The sequence below is a fragment of the Brucella sp. NBRC 12953 genome (assembly GCF_040369775.1).
Taxonomy (GTDB): domain Bacteria; phylum Pseudomonadota; class Alphaproteobacteria; order Rhizobiales; family Rhizobiaceae; genus Brucella; species Brucella pseudogrignonensis.
This window is the reverse complement of record NZ_BAABSV010000001.1, coordinates 376,683-396,854: the sequence shown is the minus strand read 5'-3', so window position 1 is coordinate 396,854 and position 20,172 is coordinate 376,683. Positions and strand designations below refer to the sequence as shown.

Genomic DNA, 20,172 nt, shown 5'->3' with positions numbered 1-20,172 from the left:
CTACGCGCATCTTTTTCCGAAAACCGCTTCGCACTTTTCGGGATGCGCTCTAGGTGACGGGGAAAACACAAAAAAATCCAATCTGCGTTTCTAATAGCATCGTCATTATCGATTTGCTTACCGCACTTTGCGCGGTAGCTGTTCAAAGGAAGCGATCCATGAAATCGACCCAACTTATACTTTCTGCAATTTTTACACTTGGAATTGCGGGCGCAGCCCATGCAGATGCGGTACCTAAGCGCTCGAAAGATTTTACCGGAAACTACCAAACGCTCGCAAAAGATCAGCAGGCATCGCCGCAGGTGGCCGACTGCATTGCAAGCGCCTATGACTATGTGAAGAAAAGCAAAAAATACGACCGCCTTGGCTTCACCAAAGCGGACATTGCAGCAGCCACTACGAATGACAAATCATCGAAATTCAGCGCGAAAGACGCAAGCAAGGTTTCTGCGGTGATTTCTGTTCCGGGAGAAGCGCGCAATAGAAGCGGTGCGCAGTGGGATACAATCACTTTGCGCTGTGGAATTACCGGCGGCAAGCTGAAAGCTATTGAGCTTGCGACCGGAAAAGGGGCAAAATAGGCTATAGTTTTGTAATCTTGGAGAGCAGCTGATTAAAAGTCAGCTGCTCTTCTTGTCTGAAACATGCTCCGGCAAGCCCTTGCGTTTGGTTTCCGCAAATTCTTCCAGTTCCTTCTCGGTCATCGACTCATACATTTCTTTCGATGCACCGATCAGCTCACTCTTTTTGATTTCACCGCGCTTGGCAGCGAGTGCTGCACCGGCAGCTTTTTGCTGCGCCTGTGATTTTGCTGGCATGATCCCTACTCCCTTTTTCAAGAGAACAACGAGCGCGCCGATATCAGGTTCCTTAATCTTCCGTAGCTGCATCAAAGCGTGAACGGGCGCTACGCATTTCCTCGCGATTTTTAACCGCCCACTGGCCCAACACATCAATCGGCACGGCCAGCGAATGACCAAGCTCGGTAAGTGAATAAGTCACTTCCGGTGGAGATGTTGGACGTACATGACGCGCGACCAATCCATCGCGTTCGAGAGATCGCAGGGTAACGGTCAGCATTCGCTGGGAAATGCCCTCAATCGCGCGACGTAAAGCGTTGAAACGTAATGAACCCGTTTGCAGATTGAAAACCACGAGAATGCTCCAGGTATCACCGACGCGATCCAGCACCTCGCGAATAGGGCATGAGCCCTCACCTTCGGGATCAGCCTGAAAAGCGGGTGTTGAAGACAATAAGGGCGAGCTCGCATTTGGCTCGGTCGTATTTTTCATTCTTACTCCTTAAAGCGCATCGCGCTTAATCGAGTTCAGGCGGCACGCTTTAAATCTTCGCTTCCAGGCACCTCTTCCGCAAAGACGGTTTGCGTTTGGGGGAGTCATGCGCGAGCCAAAACCTAAAGTTTTTATCGGCGATTTCTGCTCTTGCCGGCAACGCGGTTACTTCCATGTACCTTAAACATGAAAAAGTGCGTTCTTCACAAGGCTTCTCATCTCGACTACCTAGTTACCATAAAGAACCTGATTATTAAATATCACTTCTCTAGGTTTAACTGAAAAGGAAAATGTCATGGCTAAAATTGCACTGATCGGCGCTACCGGCTTTGTAGGCGCAGCTGTCCTCAAGGAAGCCGTATCTCGCGGCCATACCGTAACGGCCCTCGTTCGCAACACGGACAAGGTTGAGAAACTCGATAATGTTACAGCAGTGAAGACAGACGTATTCGACACTGACGCGCTCGCCAAACAACTTGCAGGCCACGACATCGTTATTTCGGCCTTCAACCCCGGCTGGACCGATGCCAACATTCGCGAAAACCATATCAAGGGCAGCCGCTCCATCAACGAAGCTGCCAAAAAGGCTGGCGTTAAGCGTCTCATCGCAGTCGGCGGTGCAGGCAGCCTTGCTATCAATGGCCATCAGCTGGTGGATTCACCTGAATTTCCGGCCGAGTGGAAAGAAGGCGCACTTGGCGCAAGTCAGGCATTGCACGAATTGCGTGATGAAAAAGACCTCGATTGGACGTTCGTTTCGCCTGCGATCATTCTTCAGCCGGGCGAACGCACCGGAAAATATCGTCTTGGTGCTGACGAGCCTGTGTTTGATGACAATGGCGAAAGCAAAATCTCCGTCGAAGATTTGGCTGTTGCGATTGTTGATGAAGCAGAACAGGGCAAGCACATCGGCAAGCGTTTCACCGCTGCATACTAAGGCAATCGATTGCCGGGCGGGCAACCGCCCGGTTTCCTCAAGGTAACCCGATCACCTTTCAGTGCGTTCTTAACAAGCGGCATGAAGCGCCTTAATTAAAGCGCAACAGCCAACAGATCGATGGAACGCCATGGAACTCGGTATTTATACTTTCGGCGATATCGGGCCTGATCCCGAAACCAATCGCCCCCTTTCACCGCAACAACGGCTCAGCAATCTCATAGAAGAGATTGAACTCGCCGATCAGGTCGGCCTCGATGTATTCGGCTTGGGCGAGCATCATCGCCCGGACTACGCGATTTCTGCACCCCCTGTCGTGCTGGCAGCGGCAGCATCACGCACGAAGAACATTAAGCTGACCAGTGCGGTGACGGTTCTTTCGTCTGACGATCCGGTGCGGGTCTATCAGCAATTTTCAACGCTTGATCTCATCTCCAACGGGCGTGCTGAAATCATGGCAGGTCGTGGCTCGTTCATCGAGTCCTTCCCTCTTTTTGGTTATAATCTCGACGATTACGACACGCTTTTTGCCGAAAAACTCGACCTGTTGCTTAATATTCGCGAGAATGAGCGGGTTAGTTGGACTGGCACCATGCGCGCAGCAATTGACGGACGTGGTGTCTATCCGCGCGCGCTACCGGATTCCTTACCAATCTGGCTCGCAGTGGGCGGTACGCCCGCTTCAGTGGGACGAGCAGCACTTCTTGGCCTGCCTCTCGCCATCGCGATTATCGGAGGGTATCCGGAGCGTTTCGCGCAATTGACCGATTTCTATCGAGAAGCAGGTCTTAAAGCCGGACACGCACCAAAAAAGCTCAAAGTTGGAATCAACTCTCACGGCTATATTGCTGAAAACTCTCAACAAGCTGGCGACGAATTCTACAGTTCATACGCCTATGTCATGAGCAAACTCGGGCGTGAGCGTGGCTGGCCGCCGACCACCCGTGAGCAATTTGATGCGATGTGCCAACCACGAGGATCATTGCTCGTCGGAAGCCCGCAACAGATCGTCGACAAAATCTTGAGCCAGCATAGCTATTTCAAGCATGACCGGTTCTTGCTGCAGACAGCCCTCGGCAATCTGCCGCACAAAAATACAATGAAATCAATTGAGCTGTTCGGGACCAAGGTTGCGCCGGAAGTCCGCAAGGCCTTGAGCATGCGAACACCCGCTTAAAACAAAAGCCGGCTGTATATTCCCAGCCGGCTTTTTTTATTAGACCAGTTCAACTTCAACGACACCTGGAATTGCCTTCATCGCGCTCGCAATTTGCGGACTGACGCGATAGCGGTGGGGAAGCTCAATCTCGACTTCGCGCTGACCTTCTTCCTTAATGACAATCAGGCTCACCTGACCGTCGCCACGCGTGTTGAAATGCGGAACAATATGCTTCACCGCTTCCGCTGAACGAAGATAGAGCCGGAGTGCCTTCTGCATCCGGCAGGCTTCGTCCTCGAGCGACTGCACCGTCTGAATTCTGAGGCCAATCCCTTCTGGACGGTTTTCCGCGGCAACTGTGATCACCACCGATTTACCGCTTTCAAGCAGGTCGCGGTACTGCGCGAGACCTTCCGAGAAAAGTACGGCTTCAAACTGGCCGGTGGCATCCGACAGCTGCACAATGCCCATTTTGTTGCCTGTGCGCGTCTTACGCTCCTGTCTGGTGGTTACTGTTCCGGCAAGACGACCTGCATTTGCACCACGCTTCACCGCCGCCGAGAAATCGGCCCAGCTCTGCACACGCATCCGGTCAAGGACCTGACGATATTCATCGAGCGGATGGGCGGACAAATAAAAGCCAACTGCCTGAAACTCGCGATGCAACTTTTCCGAAGGGAGCCATGGCGCTGCCTGCGGAAGAATAAGTGTTTCTTTCGGAGCACCTGAAAGCCCAAAAATATCGGACTGGCCGCTGGCCGCATTTTCCTGCGTGCGCTGCGCGAAGCCCATAATGCGGTCCATTCCTGCGCTCATCGCAGCACGGTCGCGACCAAAGCAATCAAGTGCGCCTGCATTGATCAGGCTTTCCGTCACACGGCGATTGACGATTTTCGGATCGATCCGCTCACAGAAATCCTCAAGGCTTTCAAACGGCTTTTCGGACCGCACACTGACGATATGATCAACGGCAGCTTCGCCCACGCCCTTGATTGCTGCCAGAGAATAGAAAATCTTCTTCTCGCCCACCTCGAAAGGTCGGAACGATGTCATGACGGAAGGTGTCACAACATCGATTGCCAAACGATTTGCATCACGACGGAAATCATTGAGCTTGTCTGCGTTCGACATATCATAGGTCATCGATGCCGCTAGAAACTCAACTGGATAATGCGCCTTCATATAGGCGGTTTGGTAGGAGACAATCGCATAGGCGGCAGCGTGCGACTTGTTGAAGCCGTAGTCAGCGAACTTAGCCAACAGGTCGAAAATCATATTCGCCTGAGCCTTATCAACACCACCTTCGATCGCACCATCAACAAAACGGACACGCTGCTTGTCCATTTCTTCGCGGATTTTTTTACCCATCGCGCGGCGCAGAAGATCAGCTTCACCGAGCGAATAGCCGGAAAGCACCTGTGCGATCTGCATCACCTGTTCCTGATAAACGATAACGCCTTGCGTTTCCTTGATCAGATCGTCGATTTTTGGGTGAATGGAGGCGATTTCCTCCTCACCGTTCTTGCGCGCATTATAGGTCGGGATGTTTTCCATCGGACCAGGGCGATAAAGCGCAACAAGCGCAATAATATCCTCAATCCGGTCGGGACGCATACCAAGCAGCGCCTTACGCATACCGGCACTTTCCACCTGGAACACGCCGACCGTTTCGCCGCGCGACAGCATTTCATAGGTGAGTTCATCATCGAGCGGCAGGCGTGACAGGTCTATATCGATGCCCTTGCGTGCAACGAGCTTCACGGCTGTTTCGAGAACCGTCAGTGTTTTCAGACCCAGAAAGTCGAACTTGACCAACCCGGCTTGCTCGACCCATTTCATATTGAACTGAGTGACCGGCATATCGGAACGTGGATCGCGATACATCGGCACGAGTTCAGAAAGCGGACGATCGCCGATGACGATACCGGCGGCGTGGGTCGAGGCGTGGCGATACAGTCCTTCAAGCTTCAGCGCCATATCGAGAAGACGGCCAACAACGGGCTCCTTCTCACGCTCTTCATTGATCTTTGGCTCAGTCTCGATGGCTTGTGCCAGAGACACCGGATTGGCCGGGTTCTGCGGTACAAGCTTACAGAGACGATCAACCTGACCGTATGGCATTTCGAGAACACGGCCCACGTCGCGTAGCACAGCACGCGCCTGCAAAGTACCGAAGGTGATGATCTGCGCGACCTGATCGCGCCCGTATTTCTCCTGAACGTAGCGAATAACTTCTTCGCGGCGATCCTGACAGAAGTCGATATCGAAGTCGGGCATCGATACGCGATCTGGATTGAGGAAGCGTTCGAACAGAAGCGAGAAGCGCAGCGGGTCAACGTCCGTAATCGTCAAAGCATAAGCGACGAGCGAACCCGCACCAGAACCACGCCCCGGTCCTACAGGAATACCCTGTTGTTTGGCCCATTTGATAAAGTCCGCAACGATCAGGAAGTAACCCGGGAACTTCATGCGGGTAATAATGCCGATCTCGTAGTCGAGACGCTCGGCATATTGTTCCTCTGTATAGCCTTCAGCAAGACCTGCTGTTTCCAACCGCATCTGCAGGCCTTCACGCGCCTGACGTGCCAACTCGTCAGCTTCCGCCTGAATGGCTGCTTCAGGATCATCAGATTCGCCGGTGAAACGCGGTAGGATCGGCTGACGTGTCTGCGTGAACCAGCTGCACCGCTCGGCGATTTCAATCGTGTTTTCGAGCGCTTCGGGCAGGTCTGCAAACAGGGCAGCCATTTCCGAACGGCTTTTCAAATGATGATCCGGCGTCAAGCGACGGCGATCATCATTGGATAGAATTTGACCTTCAGCGATGGCAAGAAGCGCGTCGTGCGCTTCAAAATCCTCGGCTTTCAAAAAGAAAGCTTCATTGGTCGCAACGAGCGGCAGTTCCATCGCATATGCTAACTCGACGGTCTTTGCCTCAAGCGCGCGATCATAGCCCGCCTGCCGCTGCAACTCGACATAAAGCCGATCACCGAATGCTTCTTTCAAAAAGGCCAAACGGCTTTCAGCGCGATCGGGACGATCAGCAGCAAATGCGCGTCCGATTGGCCCCAGAGGGCCGCCTGAAAGAACAATCACGTCTTCTGACAGATCAGATAACCAGCTTGCATCGACATGCACTGGGTCTCCCGATTGCGTATCAAGAAACGCACGGCTGACAAGCCTGACAACGTTCGCATAACCTTCCTCAGTCGAAGCGAGGAAAACCAGAGGTGCAAGATCGAGAACCAATCGTCGGTTTGCACTGCGGCTGTTATCGTTGTGATCGCCAAAAGCAACATCGAGCTGGCAGCCTATGATTGGCTGCAAACCATCCTTTGACGCCTTTTGTGCAAACTCGAGAGCGCCGAAAAGGTTGTTGCTGTCAGTTATCGCGATGGCCGGTGCTTGATCGGCAATCGCCTGTTTGATGATCTTGCCGACAGGCAGCGCGCCTTCCAACAAGGAGTAAGCAGAATGAACTCGCAGATGAACGAAACGAGGTGACGACTTGCCCTCGCCCGCTAAAATGCTTGCTGTATCATTCATGCTATTTCCCCGATCTTTGCAGAGCTAAACGCACTGCAATACCATGACAACGACATCATGCCTTCAGCGCCATCCGCGTGCCAATCACTATATGGATTTGCACACTCTAACGGGCGACTCTTATCGCCCATTTAGGCAGTTTCGGGGAATACCGCAACGATGTCCAGCGTGACGGTCGCTACTATCATCGGGGTTCACAGAAGAACCCGCATTACGCTTTCAGATTACGCTTACCCAGATAGCAAAGGTAGCAACGAACAGGCTGACGGAGACGAAAGACAAAACGTCGTAGACGAGATCGGTCATTGGAATAACTCCTCTTTGTTCACGTATGTTTATTTTTTGTTCCATTTTTGTTCTAAAGTCAACACCCGTTCTGCTGCAGTCATGTATTTAAGGTTTATGAAAAATAAACATGCAATCGCCGGCAGCATGGCCACCGGCGTTCAATGATCAACAATATGAGATCTATGCGGAGAACAGCTGACGCAGAATGCTAAAGCATCCACGGTTTAAACTGAACCATTGGAAATGCGCTCTATAGCTGCTTTTACAGCGGTTCCAGTTGAGAATGAACGTTGGAACCGCTGCAACTATTTGGCTTTATGTATTATCCGACGCATCGCAGCAGGAAAAGAAATCAGTCCGACGAACTGATTTCCATGCAGAGGCGCTTCGCACTTTTGCTGGAAATACTTTTAAACGTCCCTTTGGACATCAGACATCGACGACCTTGCCCTCTTTAAGGGTGACGCGACGATCCATACGACGAGCGAGCTCATGGTTATGGGTCGCGATCAGAGCTGCCAGTCCCGACTGCCGCACGAGCGCCTCAAGCGCCCCAAAGACGTAGGACGACGTGGTCGGGTCAAGGTTGCCTGTTGGTTCATCCGCCAGCAGAACGAGCGGTGCGTTAGCCACCGCACGCGCAATTGCGACACGCTGCTGCTCGCCGCCCGAAAGCTCTGCAGGGCGATGCGAAGCACGCTTGCCGATTTTCATATAGTCGAGCAACTGTTGCGCACGCACCGTTGCAGCTTTCGGTGGAAGGCCGCGGATCATCTGTGGCATCATCACATTTTCCAGAGCCGAGAACTCCGGCAGAAGGTGATGAAACTGATAAACAAAGCCGACATCGTTGCGACGAACAGCAGTTCGCTCGTCTTCCGACAGACCGCCACATGAACGGCCATCAAGAATGACGTCGCCTGCATCCGGACGCTCAAGCAGACCCGCCGTGTGCAGCAGGGTCGATTTGCCAGCGCCAGACGGCGCAACAAGTGCCACCATCTCTCCGCGACGCAACGTAAAATTCGCGTCCTTCAGAATAACGAGTTCGCGATCAGCTTCCTTATAGGCACGGCTGACATTTTCCAGACGCAGAATGACTTCAGCCGCCATTATTCATACCTCAGGGCTTCGACCGGATCGAGCTTGGCTGCGCGCCATGCCGGCAAAATGGTGGCAATAAAAGAAAGGACCAAAGCCATTGCTATGACGGAGAATGTTTCACCAACATCCATCTTCGCGGGCAGCGTGCTCAGGAAATAAAGCTCCGGATTAAACAGGGTCGTGCCCGAAAGCCACGAGAAGAACTGTCGAATCCGCTCGACGTTAAGACATACGACGACACCGAGAACCACGCCTGCAAGCGTACCCGTCACGCCAATCGCAGCGCCCGTCATCAGGAATATCCGCATGACCGCGCCACGCGTTGCCCCCATGGTTCGAAGGATAGCGATGTCGCGCCCTTTATCCTTCACCAGCATGATAAGGCCGGAAATGATATTGAGTGCGGCCACAAGCACGATCAGCGTCAGGATCATGAACATGACGTTACGCTCAACCTGCAAGGCAGAGAAGAACGTCTGGTTGCGCTGACGCCAATCGACCATGGAGATTTGACGCGCTGCAGCTTCCTCAACGGGTGCTCGCATGGCATCTACTTTATCAGGATTATCGACAAAGATTTCCAGCGACTGCACTTTGCCTTCCTGATTGAAGAAAAGCTGCGCTTCCGATAGCGGCATCATGACGATGGACGCATCATATTCCGACATACCGATCTCAAAAATCGCGACAATCGGGTAGGCTTTGACGCGCGGGTTGACGCCAAATGGCGTCACATCGCCATCGGGTGAGATAACGCGCAGCGTATCGCCAATAGAAAGGCCAAGGTTTTCAGCCATACGTGTGCCAATGGCCACGCCGCCGCCCTGATCAAAGCCCTGCAAAGTGCCTTGCTTGATATTGTCAGAAACGAGCTTGAGCTTGGCAAGATCTTCCTCACGAAGACCACGAACCAGAGCACCAGTGCCGGCGCCGATATTGCCCTGCACCAAAGCCTGTCCTTCGACGACAGGAATAGCAAATTTCACACCGGAAATGCCATCAATGCGGGTAATCAGGCTGGCATAATCATCAAGTGGCCGATCTATCGGCTGCATGATGAGATGTCCGTTGATGCCCAGAATTCTATTCAGAAGCTCAGCGCGGAAACCATTCATCACCGCCATAACGATGATGAGTGTAGCGACGCCGAGCATGATACCGGTGAACGAGAAACCGGCAATCACCGAAATAAACGTTTCGCGGCGGCGCGCTCGCAGATAGCGCCATGCGATCATCCGCTCAAAGGCTGAGAATGGGCCAGAAGAAGGCGCCTTATCAGACGCCTTCTGCTTACCATCAGATTTTGCTGCCGCCGCACTGCTCATGTTTAAGCCGTCAAAAGGTTGATTGCTGCTTCGACGGTGAGATTCTGACGCTCACCGGTCTTACGGTCCTTGACCTCGACTTCGCCAGCCGCAACGCCACGCGGACCGACGATAACCTGATAAGGCAAGCCGATCAGATCCATTGTCGCAAACTTGGAACCCGGACGGTTATCCGTGTCGTCGAGAAGCGGATCGATCCCAGCATTGGTGAATGCTTCATAGAGCTTTTCGCTCACGCCATCGCAGCCTTCAGCGCCCGGCTTCATGTTGACAATGCCAACACCGAAAGGCGCAATCGCCTTTGGCCAGATGATGCCTGCTTCGTCGTGGGATGCTTCAATAGCAGCCGCCACCAGACGCGAAGGACCGATACCGTAAGAGCCCATCGAAACAAGGTGTTCCTTGCCATCTGGGCCCTGCACTTTTGCGCCCATTGGCTCGGAATACTTGGTGCCAAAATGGAAGATATGGCCGACTTCAATGCCACGCGCGGAAACCTGATCGTCGGCTTTCACCGCTGACCATTCCGCTTCATCATGCATTTCGTCAGTTGCCGCATAAGGCGTCGTCCAGCGAGTGACGATATCCGTCAGCTGTTCGTCATTTCGGAAATCCGTATCTGCGCCCGGAACGGCGAGATCGAGATAGGCTTTATCGCAATAAACCTGGCTTTCGCCGGTTTCAGCCAGAATGATGAATTCGTGGCTGAGATCACCACCGATCGGGCCGGTATCGGCACGCATCGGAATTGCCTGCAGACCGACGCGAGCAAAGGTGCGCAGATAAGAGACGAACATGCGGTAGTAAGCCATCTTCGCGCCCTCATAATCGAGGTCGAACGAATAGGCGTCTTTCATAAGGAACTCACGCGAGCGCATCACACCGAAACGCGGACGCACTTCGTCGCGGAATTTCCACTGAATGTGATAGAGGTTCAGCGGCAGATCCTTATAGGAACGCACGTAGGAACGGAAAATATCCGTGACCATTTCTTCATTCGTCGGTCCGAAGAGCATTTCACGCTCCTGACGGTCCTGAATGCGCAGCATTTCTTTGCCGTATGCATCATAACGACCGCTTTCACGCCAAAGGTCGGCGGACTGGATCGTCGGCATAAGAATTTCATTCGCGCCAGCACGGTTCTGCTCTTCACGAATGATGTTGCAAACCTTGTTGAGCACTTTCAGACCAAGCGGGAGCCATGAATAAATGCCTGCCGACTGTTGACGGATCATACCCGCGCGCAGCATCAACCTATGAGAGACAATTTCTGCCTCTTTTGGGTTTTCCTTCAGAATGGGCAAAAAATACTGCGACAGACGCATCGTGACCACCGATCAAGAGAGAGATTGCCTGAGTATCAACTGAGTGCGTGTAGAATCAGGCAAAAATTAAGCAAACTTGCCGGTTTCATAACGGGTTATGCCGCTGTTGAAAACCCGCCCGCCGCTGCTTTGCTGATATGGGTTTTTGCCATCCACAAACATCACCTAAACATGAAAGTAGATCGCAAGAAACTATACACAGCGAGATTTATATTCAATTTCAATACATTAATTAAACTGCACATCCTTCTGGGAAAAATTACGAACGAAATATGACATTGTGAAAGATTTTTGGTGACAAAAGCTGTGCAGTCCGCTATTTTTTTCATCAATAAGCCTAACAACGGAATTAACCGTTGGTTCACGCGGTCAAAGTCTTGGGAGGATGGATCCAGGCGCGATTACTCGCTGCCGCCAGTAAAATGGAAACGGGTCGAACGCGTATTCGACTAGCAAGGCGAAAGCCTTGCTTTTTTTTTGGCTTTACATAACTCGCAATAGAAAAGCCAACTCCCGCAGAATTAACCCATTGATAGTTTTATTATTTCTCTGACTGCAAAACGCAGCGGCGGGTGCTCTTTTTTATTGGCTTGAACACCATGTTATCGACAGCTGATTTTCATCGTAGAGCGAGTTTCTAGAAGCGCTAATTTTCTATCGATTCAAACAGTTATAAAGAATTGATGAGTTTTAGATTCATAGCCTGTAGCCAGCAAAAGCCGCGAAAATACCTAGCGTGAACCCAATGCCTATAAAATAGGCATTGGTTTTTTCATCTTACAAATTTCTGAAAATAGAGTGTCCGCTTTTACTTCAGATCGGGAAAGAAGTGCGGAATATCATCAAGCCCAAAACCCTGGACCTGCGTCATGTAATAATAGAGGCAGAAGATAGCGGTCGCGACAAATGTCGTACGTAGAAAGGCGAGACCGATGCGTGGCTTTGCAGGAGCACTGGCAACGGTGCCCAATGTGACCTCTTTTTCTTCGGCCTGTGTGCGCAAACCAACGGGTAGAAGGGCAAACAACGTTATCCACCAGAAGATAAAATACATTGCGACGCCGGAAACGATGGTCATTTCATGCCTCCTCAAGCTCGATCAGTGTCCCATTGAAATCCTTGGGATGCAAAAATAGTACGGGCTTTCCGTGTGCACCGATCTTTGGCTCGCCGTTACCGAGAATGCGTGCGCCTTCTGCTTTAAGATGGTCACGAGCGGCGATAATATCTGCAACTTCATAGCAAAGATGATGTATACCGCCGGAAGGGTTCTTTTCCAAGAAGCTTGCGATGGGCGATCCCTCGCCCAAAGGCTCAAGCAACTCGATCTTGGTATTGCCGACGTCGATGAAAACCACAGTCACACCATGTTCGGGCAAAGCCTGTGGCGCTGTAACTTTCGCACCCAGCTGCGCGCTATAGAGCGCAGACGCGGTCTTTATATCCGGAACCGCGATTGCGACATGGTTCAGGCGTTCAAGCATCAGTGTCCTCCTCCCGAAAACTGAAGCCTACTTTATCCGGTTGATAAACACCGTCACTACCGGCTTTTTGCCCCATGCCTCATTTGTCGCAGCGCGAACAGCGCGGCGAACAGATTCACGAACGACTTCCAGATCCTTGCGGCGGGCGCGCGGAATGCTGTCGATAGCTTCAATTGCGGCATCGAGCAGAATATCTTCCATCAGATCGCCCTGTGCATCTTCTTCCGGCAGACCGAAAGCCACGAGATCAGGCTCGTCCATGATCTTAAAATCGCGATCCAGCAGCACGGAAACAGCGACATGGCCGACATAGGCAAGCTTACGACGCTCAACCATACCGATTTCGTCTTCGTCACCGATCAGCTTGCCGTCCTTGTATATACGACCAATCGGGGCTTCATCGATGATTTCGGCCTTGCCGGGAGCAAGGCGCAGCATATCGCCGTCGCGCACCTGCGCAATCTCTTCGATACCTTCCATTGCACCAAGCGAACCCTGAGCAACCAGATGCGCGGCTTCACCATGAACAGGCACAAGAATCTTCGGACGCACCCATGAATACATGCGCTTCAACTCGGCTCTTCGCGGATGGCCTGAAACATGCACAAGCGCATCATCATCGCTGATCAGCTTGATACCCTGATCGATAAGCTTGTTCTTGATGTCGAGAATGGCCTTTTCGTTGCCCGGAATCGGACGCGACGAGAAAATAACCGTATCGCCAGCCGAAAGCGCAATGCTGCGCATTTCATCACGCGCCAGTTTTGCGAGTGCGGCACGCGGCTCGCCCTGACTGCCCGTCAGGATCATTACGACGTTTTCACGCGGGATATAGCCATAATCGTCTTCGCTGAGGAACTCAGGCAGGCCTTCCATATAGCCAAGCTCGGTCGCCACAGCGATTGTGCGTTTCATGGAACGACCAACCACCAGCAGCTGACGACCCGCATCGCGTGCGGCTTCGGTGATCGAGCGAATACGTCCAACATTCGACGAGAAAGTCGTAATGGCAACGCGTCCACGCGCGTTTTCAATGAGTTCGCGCAGGCTTTCGCCGACTTGACGCTCAGATGGAGATTCCCCTTCGCGCATCGCATTGGTGGAGTCGCAGACGAGCGCCAGAACACCCTGATCACCAAGCGCACGGAAACGTGCTTCATCAATCAACGGCCCCATTGAAGGGTCCGGATCCATCTTCCAGTCGCCGGTATGAACGACCGTGCCAAGTGGCGTGGTAATCGCCAGCGAAACAGGTTCAGGGATCGAGTGCGTAACTGCAATCGCTTCCAACTTGAACGGGCCGATTTCAAAGCTTTCACCCGCCTTGAAAATATTCATCGGGATTTCCGGCGCACCGAATTCAGACTGGCGCTTGGCTTCAAGCAGGCCAGCCGTGAATGGCGTTGCATAGACGGGCGTCTTCAGACGCGGCCAGAGATCGAGCAATGCGCCGTAGTGGTCTTCGTGCGCATGCGTGATGACGATGCCGCGCAGATTGTGCTTTTCAGCTTCGAGAAAACGAATATCAGGGAGAATAAGGTCCGCGCCCGGATGTTCCGGTCCGGCAAAGCTTACGCCCATGTCGACCACGATCCATTCACGATTGTCTTCAGGACCAAAGCCATACATGGCGAGGTTCATGCCGATTTCGCCGACACCGCCGAGCGGCAGGAAGACAAATTGCGTCGATGGTGAGCGGGGCATAATGCCTCCCTGTTCTAACTTCGTTTTAGAGTGCCTTCTTAGCAAATTGATTCAGCTTAACACTCTAACTTTTTGATATAATGCGCATCCTGTTCCGGAAGAGAAAACAATTCTTTACCGAAGATGCTCTGATTATGCCTCTGTTGAACCGACTACCGATAGTTTGCAAGCCCGGAACGGCGCAAACTGAGGCCTATTGTGCACATATATTGCTTCGGGAAACGGCTTTAACAGATGCTGCCGTTCCAAAATAGACATCGCCAGCGGTCACAGGCACGCGTCTTCCATCGTCCTCACGGATGACCAGCCGACACTCCGAATCGATAGTTTCAAAAACGCCTTCAACAATCCGTCCATTGAGCTGCATAGCAACAGGCTGGCCGAGACCATGCGCGCGCTTCAGCCAAAGCTCGCGAATATTGTTCAATCCCCGTCCCTGATCCCAGATGCGGTAATATTGGCACCATGCATCGGAAAGTGCCAGAAACAGCGTAGCAGCATCCGTATTGCCGCCCAATCCGTTGATCGAGGTTGCGGCGTAAGGCAAGCCCTCAGGCGCTGCAACGACATTCGTGCCCATGCCAATCGCTATTCCGAAACGTCCATCCGAGAGCATGGTTGATTCAAGCAGAATCCCGGAAAGCTTTGCGCCATCAACCAGCACATCATTCGGCCATTTGAGCGCGACATTGACGCGGGCAGCTACAGCTTCCGGCAAAACGGCATCAACAGCATCCGCCAAGGCGAGACCTGCGACAAAGCCCAGTGTGGCGGCAGTTTTGGGATCAAAACGTTCAACGAGAAGCAGAGTGGCGGCAAGATTGCCTTCGGGCGCGGTCCACGTACGGCCACGACGCCCTCGTCCGCTCTCCTGTTTGGGAGAAACGAACCAGTGGCGCCCTGCATCCCCGGCATTAGCCTGTGCAAGCGCCTCTGCATTGGTAGAACCAACGACCGGAAAAAACTCCAGTCGGTATTCGTCTGCTAAAGCCGCAGGTGCCAGCGTGAAACCCATGCCATCACCTGCGGCCTTATTCATTGTCATGCTCAGAAGAACGTCTTCGCTGCAGTTTCAGCCAAGCCGCCGAGCCAGCCACCGATCAGTCCATAGAACAGAACGAAAGCACCCGAAACCAGCAGTACGAGACGCAGCTCAATTGCTGCTGGAACGAAAGTCGTTGTTGGCTCATCAAACCACATGATCTTGATCATGCGCAGGTAGTAGAATGCACCAACCACCGAAGCGACGATACCGATGATTGCCAGCGGATAAAGACCCACTTCAACGGCCGCAACGAAGGTGTACCACTTACCGAAGAAGCCAGCGAGCGGCGGAATACCAGCAAGCGAGAACAGCATCATGGTCATGATGGTTGCCATCACCGGATTGGTGCGCGACAGACCAGCAAGATCTTCGATCTGCTCAACATTGCCGTCCTTGGTCCGCATGGACAGGATGAAGGCGAAGCTACCCAGCGTCATGACGAGATAGATCGCCATGTAAAGCGCAACGCCCTTAACACCGACAACCGTACCGGCAGCCAGACCAACGAGAGCATAGCCCATGTGGCTGATCGACGAGTAGGCCATCAGGCGCTTGATGTTGCGCTGACCGATAGCGGCGAAAGCACCCAGCACCATCGAAGCGATCGCGACGAAAGTGATAACCTGCTGCCAGTCGTGGGTCACAGGAGCAAATGCGCCTTCAACAACACGAACGATCAGAGCCATTGCTGCCATCTTTGGAGCGGCAGCAAAGAATGCGGTTACAGGCGTTGGCGAACCTTCATAAACGTCCGGCGTCCACATATGGAATGGAACAGCGGAAATCTTGAAGCAGAGACCTGCCAGAATGAACACCAGACCGAAGACCAGACCAAGCTGACGCTCGCCGCCGCTGATAGCGGTTGCGATTTCTGCAAAGCCGATATGGCCGGTGTAACCGTAAACAAGGCTGATACCGTAGAGCAGCATACCCGACGAAAGCGCACCCAGCACGAAGTACTTGAGGCCAGCTTCGGTGGAGCGAACGCTGTCACGATTGAAGGCTGCAAGCACATAGAGTGCAAGCGACTGCAGTTCGAGACCCATATAAAGCGTCAGCATGTTCGATGCCGACACCATAATGAGCATGCCGAGCGTCGAAAGCACGATCAGCACTGGGAATTCGAACTTGTCGAACTTTTCTTCACGCGCAAAGCCAACGGACATAACGAGTGTCACGATGGAGCCGATCAGTGTCAGCGCCTTCATGAAACGTGCGAAGCCATCGCTTACAAAGCCACCGCCGAAAGCAGTGCCGTTGTGCGGGAAGATCACGACAAGAGCCAGTGCTGCAATCAAAACAGCGACTGCAAGTCCATTGACGAGGGTTGAGGCGCGCTCTCCGGAGAACACGCCGATCATGAGCAATGCCAGTCCGCTCAGCGCGAGGAGAACCTCGGGAGCTGCGAGAGACAGGGAAGCAATCAGGTCGGTTTGCATCAAGCCTACGCCTTTACTTACTGCGCCAGCGTAGCGCTAGCGGCATTTGCCAGCGCTGCGTCGTAATTAGTAACCAGTGCATGCACGGCGCTTGCGGTCGCATCAAAGACCGGAACCGGATACACACCGAAGAAGATAGTGAGGATCACAAGCGGATACAGGATCAGCTTTTCACGCGGGCTGAGGTCGAGAAGGCCTTTGAGGCTTTCCTTGGTCAGCGCACCAAACACCACGTTGCGATAGAGCCACAGCGCATAGGCTGCCGACAGGATCACACCCGATGTCGCGAACAGTGCAACCCACGTATTGACGCGGAAGACACCGAACAACGTGAGGAATTCACCCACAAAGCCCGAAGTACCCGGAAGACCCACATTCGCCATCGTCAGGATAAGGAAGGCGACCGCATATTTCGGCATGTTGTTGACGAGACCGCCAAAGGCCGAAATCTCACGGGTATGCATACGGTCATAGATGACGCCCACGCAAAGGAAGAGCGCGCCCGAAACAATACCATGCGAGAGCATCTGGAAGATTGCACCCTGCACGCCCTGCTCGTTGGCTGCGAAGATACCCATGGTCACATAGCCCATGTGCGCTACCGACGAGTAAGCAATCAGCTTCTTGATATCTTCCTGCACCAAAGCCACGAGCGAGGTGTAGACGATAGCAATTGCAGACAATGCAAAGACGAATGGTGCGAAATCGGCAGATGCAAGCGGGAACATCGGCAGCGAGAAGCGCAGGAAGCCGTAGCCACCGAGCTTCAAAAGAATACCAGCCAGAATGACCGAGCCTGCCGTCGGCGCTTCAACGTGCGCATCGGGCAACCAGGTATGAACCGGCCACATTGGCATCTTGACCGCGAAGGACGCCAAGAACGCCAGCCACAGCCACGTCTGCATACCTGCCGGGAAGTCGTACTTCAGCAGTTCAACGATATTGAGCGTACCAGCCTGCCAGTACATTGCCATGATCGCGATCAGCATCAGCACGGAGCCGAGCAGCGTGTAGAGGAAGAACTTGAAGCTTGCATAAACGCGGCGCTTGCCACCCCAAACACCGATGATGATGAACATCGGGATAAGGCTTGCTTCAAAGAACACGTAGAACAGGAACAGATCGAGCGCGCAGAACACGCCGATCATGAGCGTTTCCAGAATAAGGAAAGCGATCATGTATTCCTTGACGCGCTTGTCGATAGCCAACCAGCTTGCCAAGATGCAGAACGGCATGAGGAAAGCGGAGAGTACGACAAACAGCATGGAAATGCCGTCAACGCCCATGTGGTAGGAAATGCCACCACCGAGCCAGTCGATCTGTTCGACCATCTGGAAGCCTGGATTTGAATTATCAAATCCGGCCCAAATAACCAGGGATAGAATGAAGACGAAAACCGTGGTCAGCAGCGCAACATTCTTGATGTTGCGACGCGAGGCTTCGCTGTCATCCTTGATGAGAAGGATCAACAAGGCGCCGACGAGCGGCAGGAATGTGACCGTAGAAAGAATTGGCCAATCGGTCATCAGAAAGAGCTCCCGAGCATCATCCAGGTGACGAGCGCGGCGACGCCGATAAGCATCGCGAATGCGTAGTGATAAAGGTAACCCGACTGCATCTTCACAACGCGACCCGTAACATCAAGAACGCGTGCGGCGACACCATTAGGACCGTATCCATCGATAATCTTGCCATCACCGACCTTCCAGAAGAAGCGGCCGAGGAAACGAGCAGGACGCACGAAGATAAAGTCATACAATTCGTCGAAGTACCACTTGTTGAGAAGGAACTGGTACAGACCACGATGACGTTCTGCGAGTGCCTTTGGAATGTGCGGCGCACGGATATAGAAAATCCAAGCCGTTACCAGACCGATCAGCATAGCGATGAACGGCGACAACTTAACCCACAGTGGAACATGGTGATAATGCTCCAGGATTTCGTTGCTTGGCAACGTGAAGAGCGCACCCTTCCAGAACTCGGCATATTCGTGACCGAAGAAGAATTCCTTGAATACGACACCTGCAAGCAGAGCGCCGACAGCGAGGATCAGCAACGGTACCAGCATCACCGGAGGCGATTCATGGACGTGATGCATGACTTCAGCGGAAGCGCGTGGCTTGCCATAGAAGGTCATGAAAATCAGGCGCCATGAGTAGAAGCTGGTGAACATTGCCGCGATCACGAGGAGCGTGAAAGCGTAGCCCGATGCGAGGCTGTGCGATGCGAAGACCGACTCGATGATGGCATCCTTCGAGAAGAAGCCAGCGGTACCGATGATCGTGCCTGGTACACCCAGACCCGTAATCGCAACAGTACCAATCATCATCATCCAATAGGTGATCGGGATCAGCTTACGCAGACCACCCATGCGACGCATGTCCTGTTCTTCAGACACGGCATGGATAACCGAGCCTGCGCAAAGGAACAGAAGAGCCTTGAAGAAAGCGTGCGTGAACAGGTGGAATACAGCAGCACCGTAAGCGCCAACACCCAGAGCCGCAAACATGTAACCAAGCTGCGAACAGGTCGAGTAAGCGATAACGCGCTTGATGTCGTTCTGAACCAGAGCAACGGTTGCAGCAAAGAAAGCTGTCGTTGCACCGATGATCGTCACGATCAGCAGAGCAGTGTGCGAGAGTTCGAAGATCGGCGACAGGCGCGCAACCATGAACACACCCGCGGTCACCATCGTTGCCGCGTGAATAAGCGCGGACACAGGCGTCGGGCCTTCCATCGCGTCAGGAAGCCAGGTGTGCAGCAGGAACTGCGCGGACTTACCCATAGCACCCATGAAGAGCAGAAGGCAGACAACCGTCAGAGCGGTTTCCTTGTGCAGCTCATAGCCGAGGAAGTTAAGAACAACCGAACCGGCATCGCTTGCACCTTCAGCTGGCAGATAGGTCGCCGCGGCTGAGAAGATCGTGTTGTAATCAACCGACTGGAACAGTGCGAACAGACCGAAGATGCCGAGCAGGAAGCCGAAGTCACCAACGCGGTTGACCACGAATGCCTTCATTGCAGCAGCATTTGCCGATGGCTTCTGGAACCAGAAACCGATCAGAAGGTAGGATGCGAGACCAACGCCTTCCCAGCCGAAGAACATCTGGATCAGATTGTCCGACGTTACCAGCATGAGCATGGCAAAGGTGAAGAGCGAAAGATAAGCAAAGAAGCGCGGACGATGTGGATCGTGGTGCATGTATCCGATCGAATAAATGTGCACCAGTGCCGACACCGAGTTGATCACGACGAGCATAACGCCAGTCAGCGTATCAACACGCAGAGCCCAATCAAACGACAGCGAACCGGACGTAACCCAGTGAAGAACAGGGATACGAATTGTTTCGGCATCGTGTCCGAGCGGGATCTTGAAGAACACGACCCATGACAGGATCGCGACGATCACCATCAGGCCGGAAGTGATGTATTCACTCGCTTTGGCTCCGATCTTGTTGCCGAACAGGCCAGCAACAAGAAAGCCGATAAGCGGAAGGAAGACGATCGCGTAGTAGAGCATTTG

17 protein-coding genes are annotated in these 20,172 nt (G+C 53.1%); 4 read left to right on the top strand and 13 right to left on the bottom strand.

Annotation, left to right across the window (positions count from 1 at the left end; genetic code table 11):
* The first annotated feature begins 158 nt into the window (after nt 1-158).
* Nucleotides 159-581 (top strand): type IV secretion system effector BspC, encoded by a 423-nt coding sequence (gene bspC / locus ABWV94_RS01985; protein ID WP_113485129.1) that lies wholly within the window; start codon nt 159-161, stop codon nt 579-581.
* A 39-nt stretch (nt 582-620) separates the two neighbouring features.
* On the opposite strand, the gene ABWV94_RS01980 is transcribed toward bspC, so the two are convergent.
* Nucleotides 621-818 carry a DUF3008 family protein gene (locus tag ABWV94_RS01980; protein WP_007874579.1) on the bottom strand — a complete coding sequence of 66 codons (198 nt, stop codon included), beginning with the start codon at nt 816-818 and terminating at the stop codon, nt 621-623.
* A gap of 52 nt (nt 819-870) precedes the next feature.
* Nucleotides 871-1,293 (bottom strand): winged helix-turn-helix transcriptional regulator, encoded by a 423-nt coding sequence (locus tag ABWV94_RS01975; RefSeq protein WP_007874578.1) that lies wholly within the window; start codon nt 1,291-1,293, stop codon nt 871-873.
* 295 nt (nt 1,294-1,588) lie between these two features.
* Between ABWV94_RS01975 and ABWV94_RS01970 the strand changes: the two genes are divergently transcribed.
* Nucleotides 1,589-2,230, top strand: coding sequence for an NAD(P)-dependent oxidoreductase (locus tag ABWV94_RS01970; protein WP_113498594.1), 642 nt, complete (start codon nt 1,589-1,591; stop codon nt 2,228-2,230).
* Between the two features lie 130 nt (nt 2,231-2,360).
* A complete protein-coding gene (locus ABWV94_RS01965; protein ID WP_113498592.1) occupies nt 2,361-3,407 on the top strand; it encodes an LLM class flavin-dependent oxidoreductase in 1,047 nt (348 codons plus the stop codon).
* Nucleotides 3,408-3,446: 39 nt separating this feature from the next.
* On the opposite strand, the gene dnaE is transcribed toward ABWV94_RS01965, so the two are convergent.
* Nucleotides 3,447-6,935, bottom strand: coding sequence for a DNA polymerase III subunit alpha (gene dnaE, locus ABWV94_RS01960; protein ID WP_113498590.1), 3,489 nt, complete (start codon nt 6,933-6,935; stop codon nt 3,447-3,449).
* 159 nt (nt 6,936-7,094) lie between these two features.
* Between dnaE and ABWV94_RS01955 the strand changes: the two genes are divergently transcribed.
* Nucleotides 7,095-7,388: a hypothetical protein gene (locus ABWV94_RS01955; RefSeq protein ID WP_094543767.1), complete on the top strand. Its 294-nt coding sequence runs from the start codon at nt 7,095-7,097 to the stop codon at nt 7,386-7,388.
* A gap of 264 nt (nt 7,389-7,652) precedes the next feature.
* On the opposite strand, the gene ABWV94_RS01950 is transcribed toward ABWV94_RS01955, so the two are convergent.
* The 10 genes from ABWV94_RS01950 to nuoL all read right to left on the bottom strand — a co-directional run bounded on the left by ABWV94_RS01950 (nt 7,653) and on the right by nuoL (nt 20,169).
* Nucleotides 7,653-8,336 (bottom strand): ABC transporter ATP-binding protein, encoded by a 684-nt coding sequence (locus tag ABWV94_RS01950; RefSeq protein ID WP_007874573.1) that lies wholly within the window; start codon nt 8,334-8,336, stop codon nt 7,653-7,655.
* A complete protein-coding gene (locus tag ABWV94_RS01945) occupies nt 8,336-9,652 on the bottom strand; it encodes a lipoprotein-releasing ABC transporter permease subunit (protein WP_113498588.1) in 1,317 nt (438 codons plus the stop codon). The genes ABWV94_RS01950 and ABWV94_RS01945 overlap by 1 nt, the downstream gene beginning before the upstream one ends.
* Before the next feature lie 2 nt (nt 9,653-9,654).
* Nucleotides 9,655-10,977, bottom strand: coding sequence for a proline--tRNA ligase (proS, locus tag ABWV94_RS01940; protein WP_113498586.1), 1,323 nt, complete (start codon nt 10,975-10,977; stop codon nt 9,655-9,657).
* 808 nt (nt 10,978-11,785) lie between these two features.
* Nucleotides 11,786-12,055, bottom strand: a complete 270-nt coding sequence (locus ABWV94_RS01935) for a DUF1467 family protein (protein ID WP_007874566.1) — start codon at nt 12,053-12,055, stop codon at nt 11,786-11,788.
* A 1-nt stretch (nt 12,056) separates the two neighbouring features.
* Nucleotides 12,057-12,461 (bottom strand): methylmalonyl-CoA epimerase, encoded by a 405-nt coding sequence (gene mce / locus ABWV94_RS01930; RefSeq protein WP_353412535.1) that lies wholly within the window; start codon nt 12,459-12,461, stop codon nt 12,057-12,059.
* Nucleotides 12,462-12,488: 27 nt separating this feature from the next.
* Complete coding sequence (locus ABWV94_RS01925) at nt 12,489-14,165, bottom strand: ribonuclease J (RefSeq protein WP_113498584.1); 1,677 nt, start codon at nt 14,163-14,165, stop codon at nt 12,489-12,491.
* 193 nt (nt 14,166-14,358) lie between these two features.
* A complete protein-coding gene (locus ABWV94_RS01920; RefSeq protein WP_353412640.1) occupies nt 14,359-15,180 on the bottom strand; it encodes a biotin--[acetyl-CoA-carboxylase] ligase in 822 nt (273 codons plus the stop codon).
* A 32-nt stretch (nt 15,181-15,212) separates the two neighbouring features.
* On the bottom strand, nt 15,213-16,649 hold the full coding sequence (nuoN, locus tag ABWV94_RS01915; RefSeq protein ID WP_007874555.1) for an NADH-quinone oxidoreductase subunit NuoN: 1,437 nt from the start codon (nt 16,647-16,649) through the stop codon (nt 15,213-15,215).
* A 17-nt stretch (nt 16,650-16,666) separates the two neighbouring features.
* Nucleotides 16,667-18,175 (bottom strand): NADH-quinone oxidoreductase subunit M, encoded by a 1,509-nt coding sequence (locus ABWV94_RS01910; protein WP_113498580.1) that lies wholly within the window; start codon nt 18,173-18,175, stop codon nt 16,667-16,669.
* Nucleotides 18,175-20,169: an NADH-quinone oxidoreductase subunit L gene (gene nuoL, locus ABWV94_RS01905; RefSeq protein ID WP_007874553.1), complete on the bottom strand. Its 1,995-nt coding sequence runs from the start codon at nt 20,167-20,169 to the stop codon at nt 18,175-18,177. The genes ABWV94_RS01910 and nuoL overlap by 1 nt, the downstream gene beginning before the upstream one ends.
* Nucleotides 20,170-20,172 lie beyond the last annotated feature (3 nt).

What these genes read in the sequence shown, in the direction of transcription:
- bspC (WP_113485129.1), top strand. Translation starts at nt 159, where the DNA reads ATGAAATCGACCCAACTTATACTTTCTGCAATTTTTACACTTGGAATT.
- ABWV94_RS01980 (WP_007874579.1), bottom strand. Translation starts at nt 818, where the DNA reads ATGCCAGCAAAATCACAGGCGCAGCAAAAAGCTGCCGGTGCAGCACTC.
- ABWV94_RS01975 (WP_007874578.1), bottom strand. Translation starts at nt 1,293, where the DNA reads ATGAAAAATACGACCGAGCCAAATGCGAGCTCGCCCTTATTGTCTTCA.
- ABWV94_RS01970 (WP_113498594.1), top strand. Translation starts at nt 1,589, where the DNA reads ATGGCTAAAATTGCACTGATCGGCGCTACCGGCTTTGTAGGCGCAGCT.
- ABWV94_RS01965 (WP_113498592.1), top strand. Translation starts at nt 2,361, where the DNA reads ATGGAACTCGGTATTTATACTTTCGGCGATATCGGGCCTGATCCCGAA.
- dnaE (WP_113498590.1), bottom strand. Translation starts at nt 6,935, where the DNA reads ATGAATGATACAGCAAGCATTTTAGCGGGCGAGGGCAAGTCGTCACCT.
- ABWV94_RS01955 (WP_094543767.1), top strand. Translation starts at nt 7,095, where the DNA reads ATGTCCAGCGTGACGGTCGCTACTATCATCGGGGTTCACAGAAGAACC.
- ABWV94_RS01950 (WP_007874573.1), bottom strand. Translation starts at nt 8,336, where the DNA reads ATGGCGGCTGAAGTCATTCTGCGTCTGGAAAATGTCAGCCGTGCCTAT.
- ABWV94_RS01945 (WP_113498588.1), bottom strand. Translation starts at nt 9,652, where the DNA reads ATGAGCAGTGCGGCGGCAGCAAAATCTGATGGTAAGCAGAAGGCGTCT.
- proS (WP_113498586.1), bottom strand. Translation starts at nt 10,977, where the DNA reads ATGCGTCTGTCGCAGTATTTTTTGCCCATTCTGAAGGAAAACCCAAAA.
- ABWV94_RS01935 (WP_007874566.1), bottom strand. Translation starts at nt 12,055, where the DNA reads ATGACCATCGTTTCCGGCGTCGCAATGTATTTTATCTTCTGGTGGATA.
- mce (WP_353412535.1), bottom strand. Translation starts at nt 12,461, where the DNA reads ATGCTTGAACGCCTGAACCATGTCGCAATCGCGGTTCCGGATATAAAG.
- ABWV94_RS01925 (WP_113498584.1), bottom strand. Translation starts at nt 14,165, where the DNA reads ATGCCCCGCTCACCATCGACGCAATTTGTCTTCCTGCCGCTCGGCGGT.
- ABWV94_RS01920 (WP_353412640.1), bottom strand. Translation starts at nt 15,180, where the DNA reads ATGGGTTTCACGCTGGCACCTGCGGCTTTAGCAGACGAATACCGACTG.
- nuoN (WP_007874555.1), bottom strand. Translation starts at nt 16,649, where the DNA reads ATGCAAACCGACCTGATTGCTTCCCTGTCTCTCGCAGCTCCCGAGGTT.
- ABWV94_RS01910 (WP_113498580.1), bottom strand. Translation starts at nt 18,175, where the DNA reads ATGACCGATTGGCCAATTCTTTCTACGGTCACATTCCTGCCGCTCGTC.
- nuoL (WP_007874553.1), bottom strand. Translation starts at nt 20,169, where the DNA reads ATGCTCTACTACGCGATCGTCTTCCTTCCGCTTATCGGCTTTCTTGTT.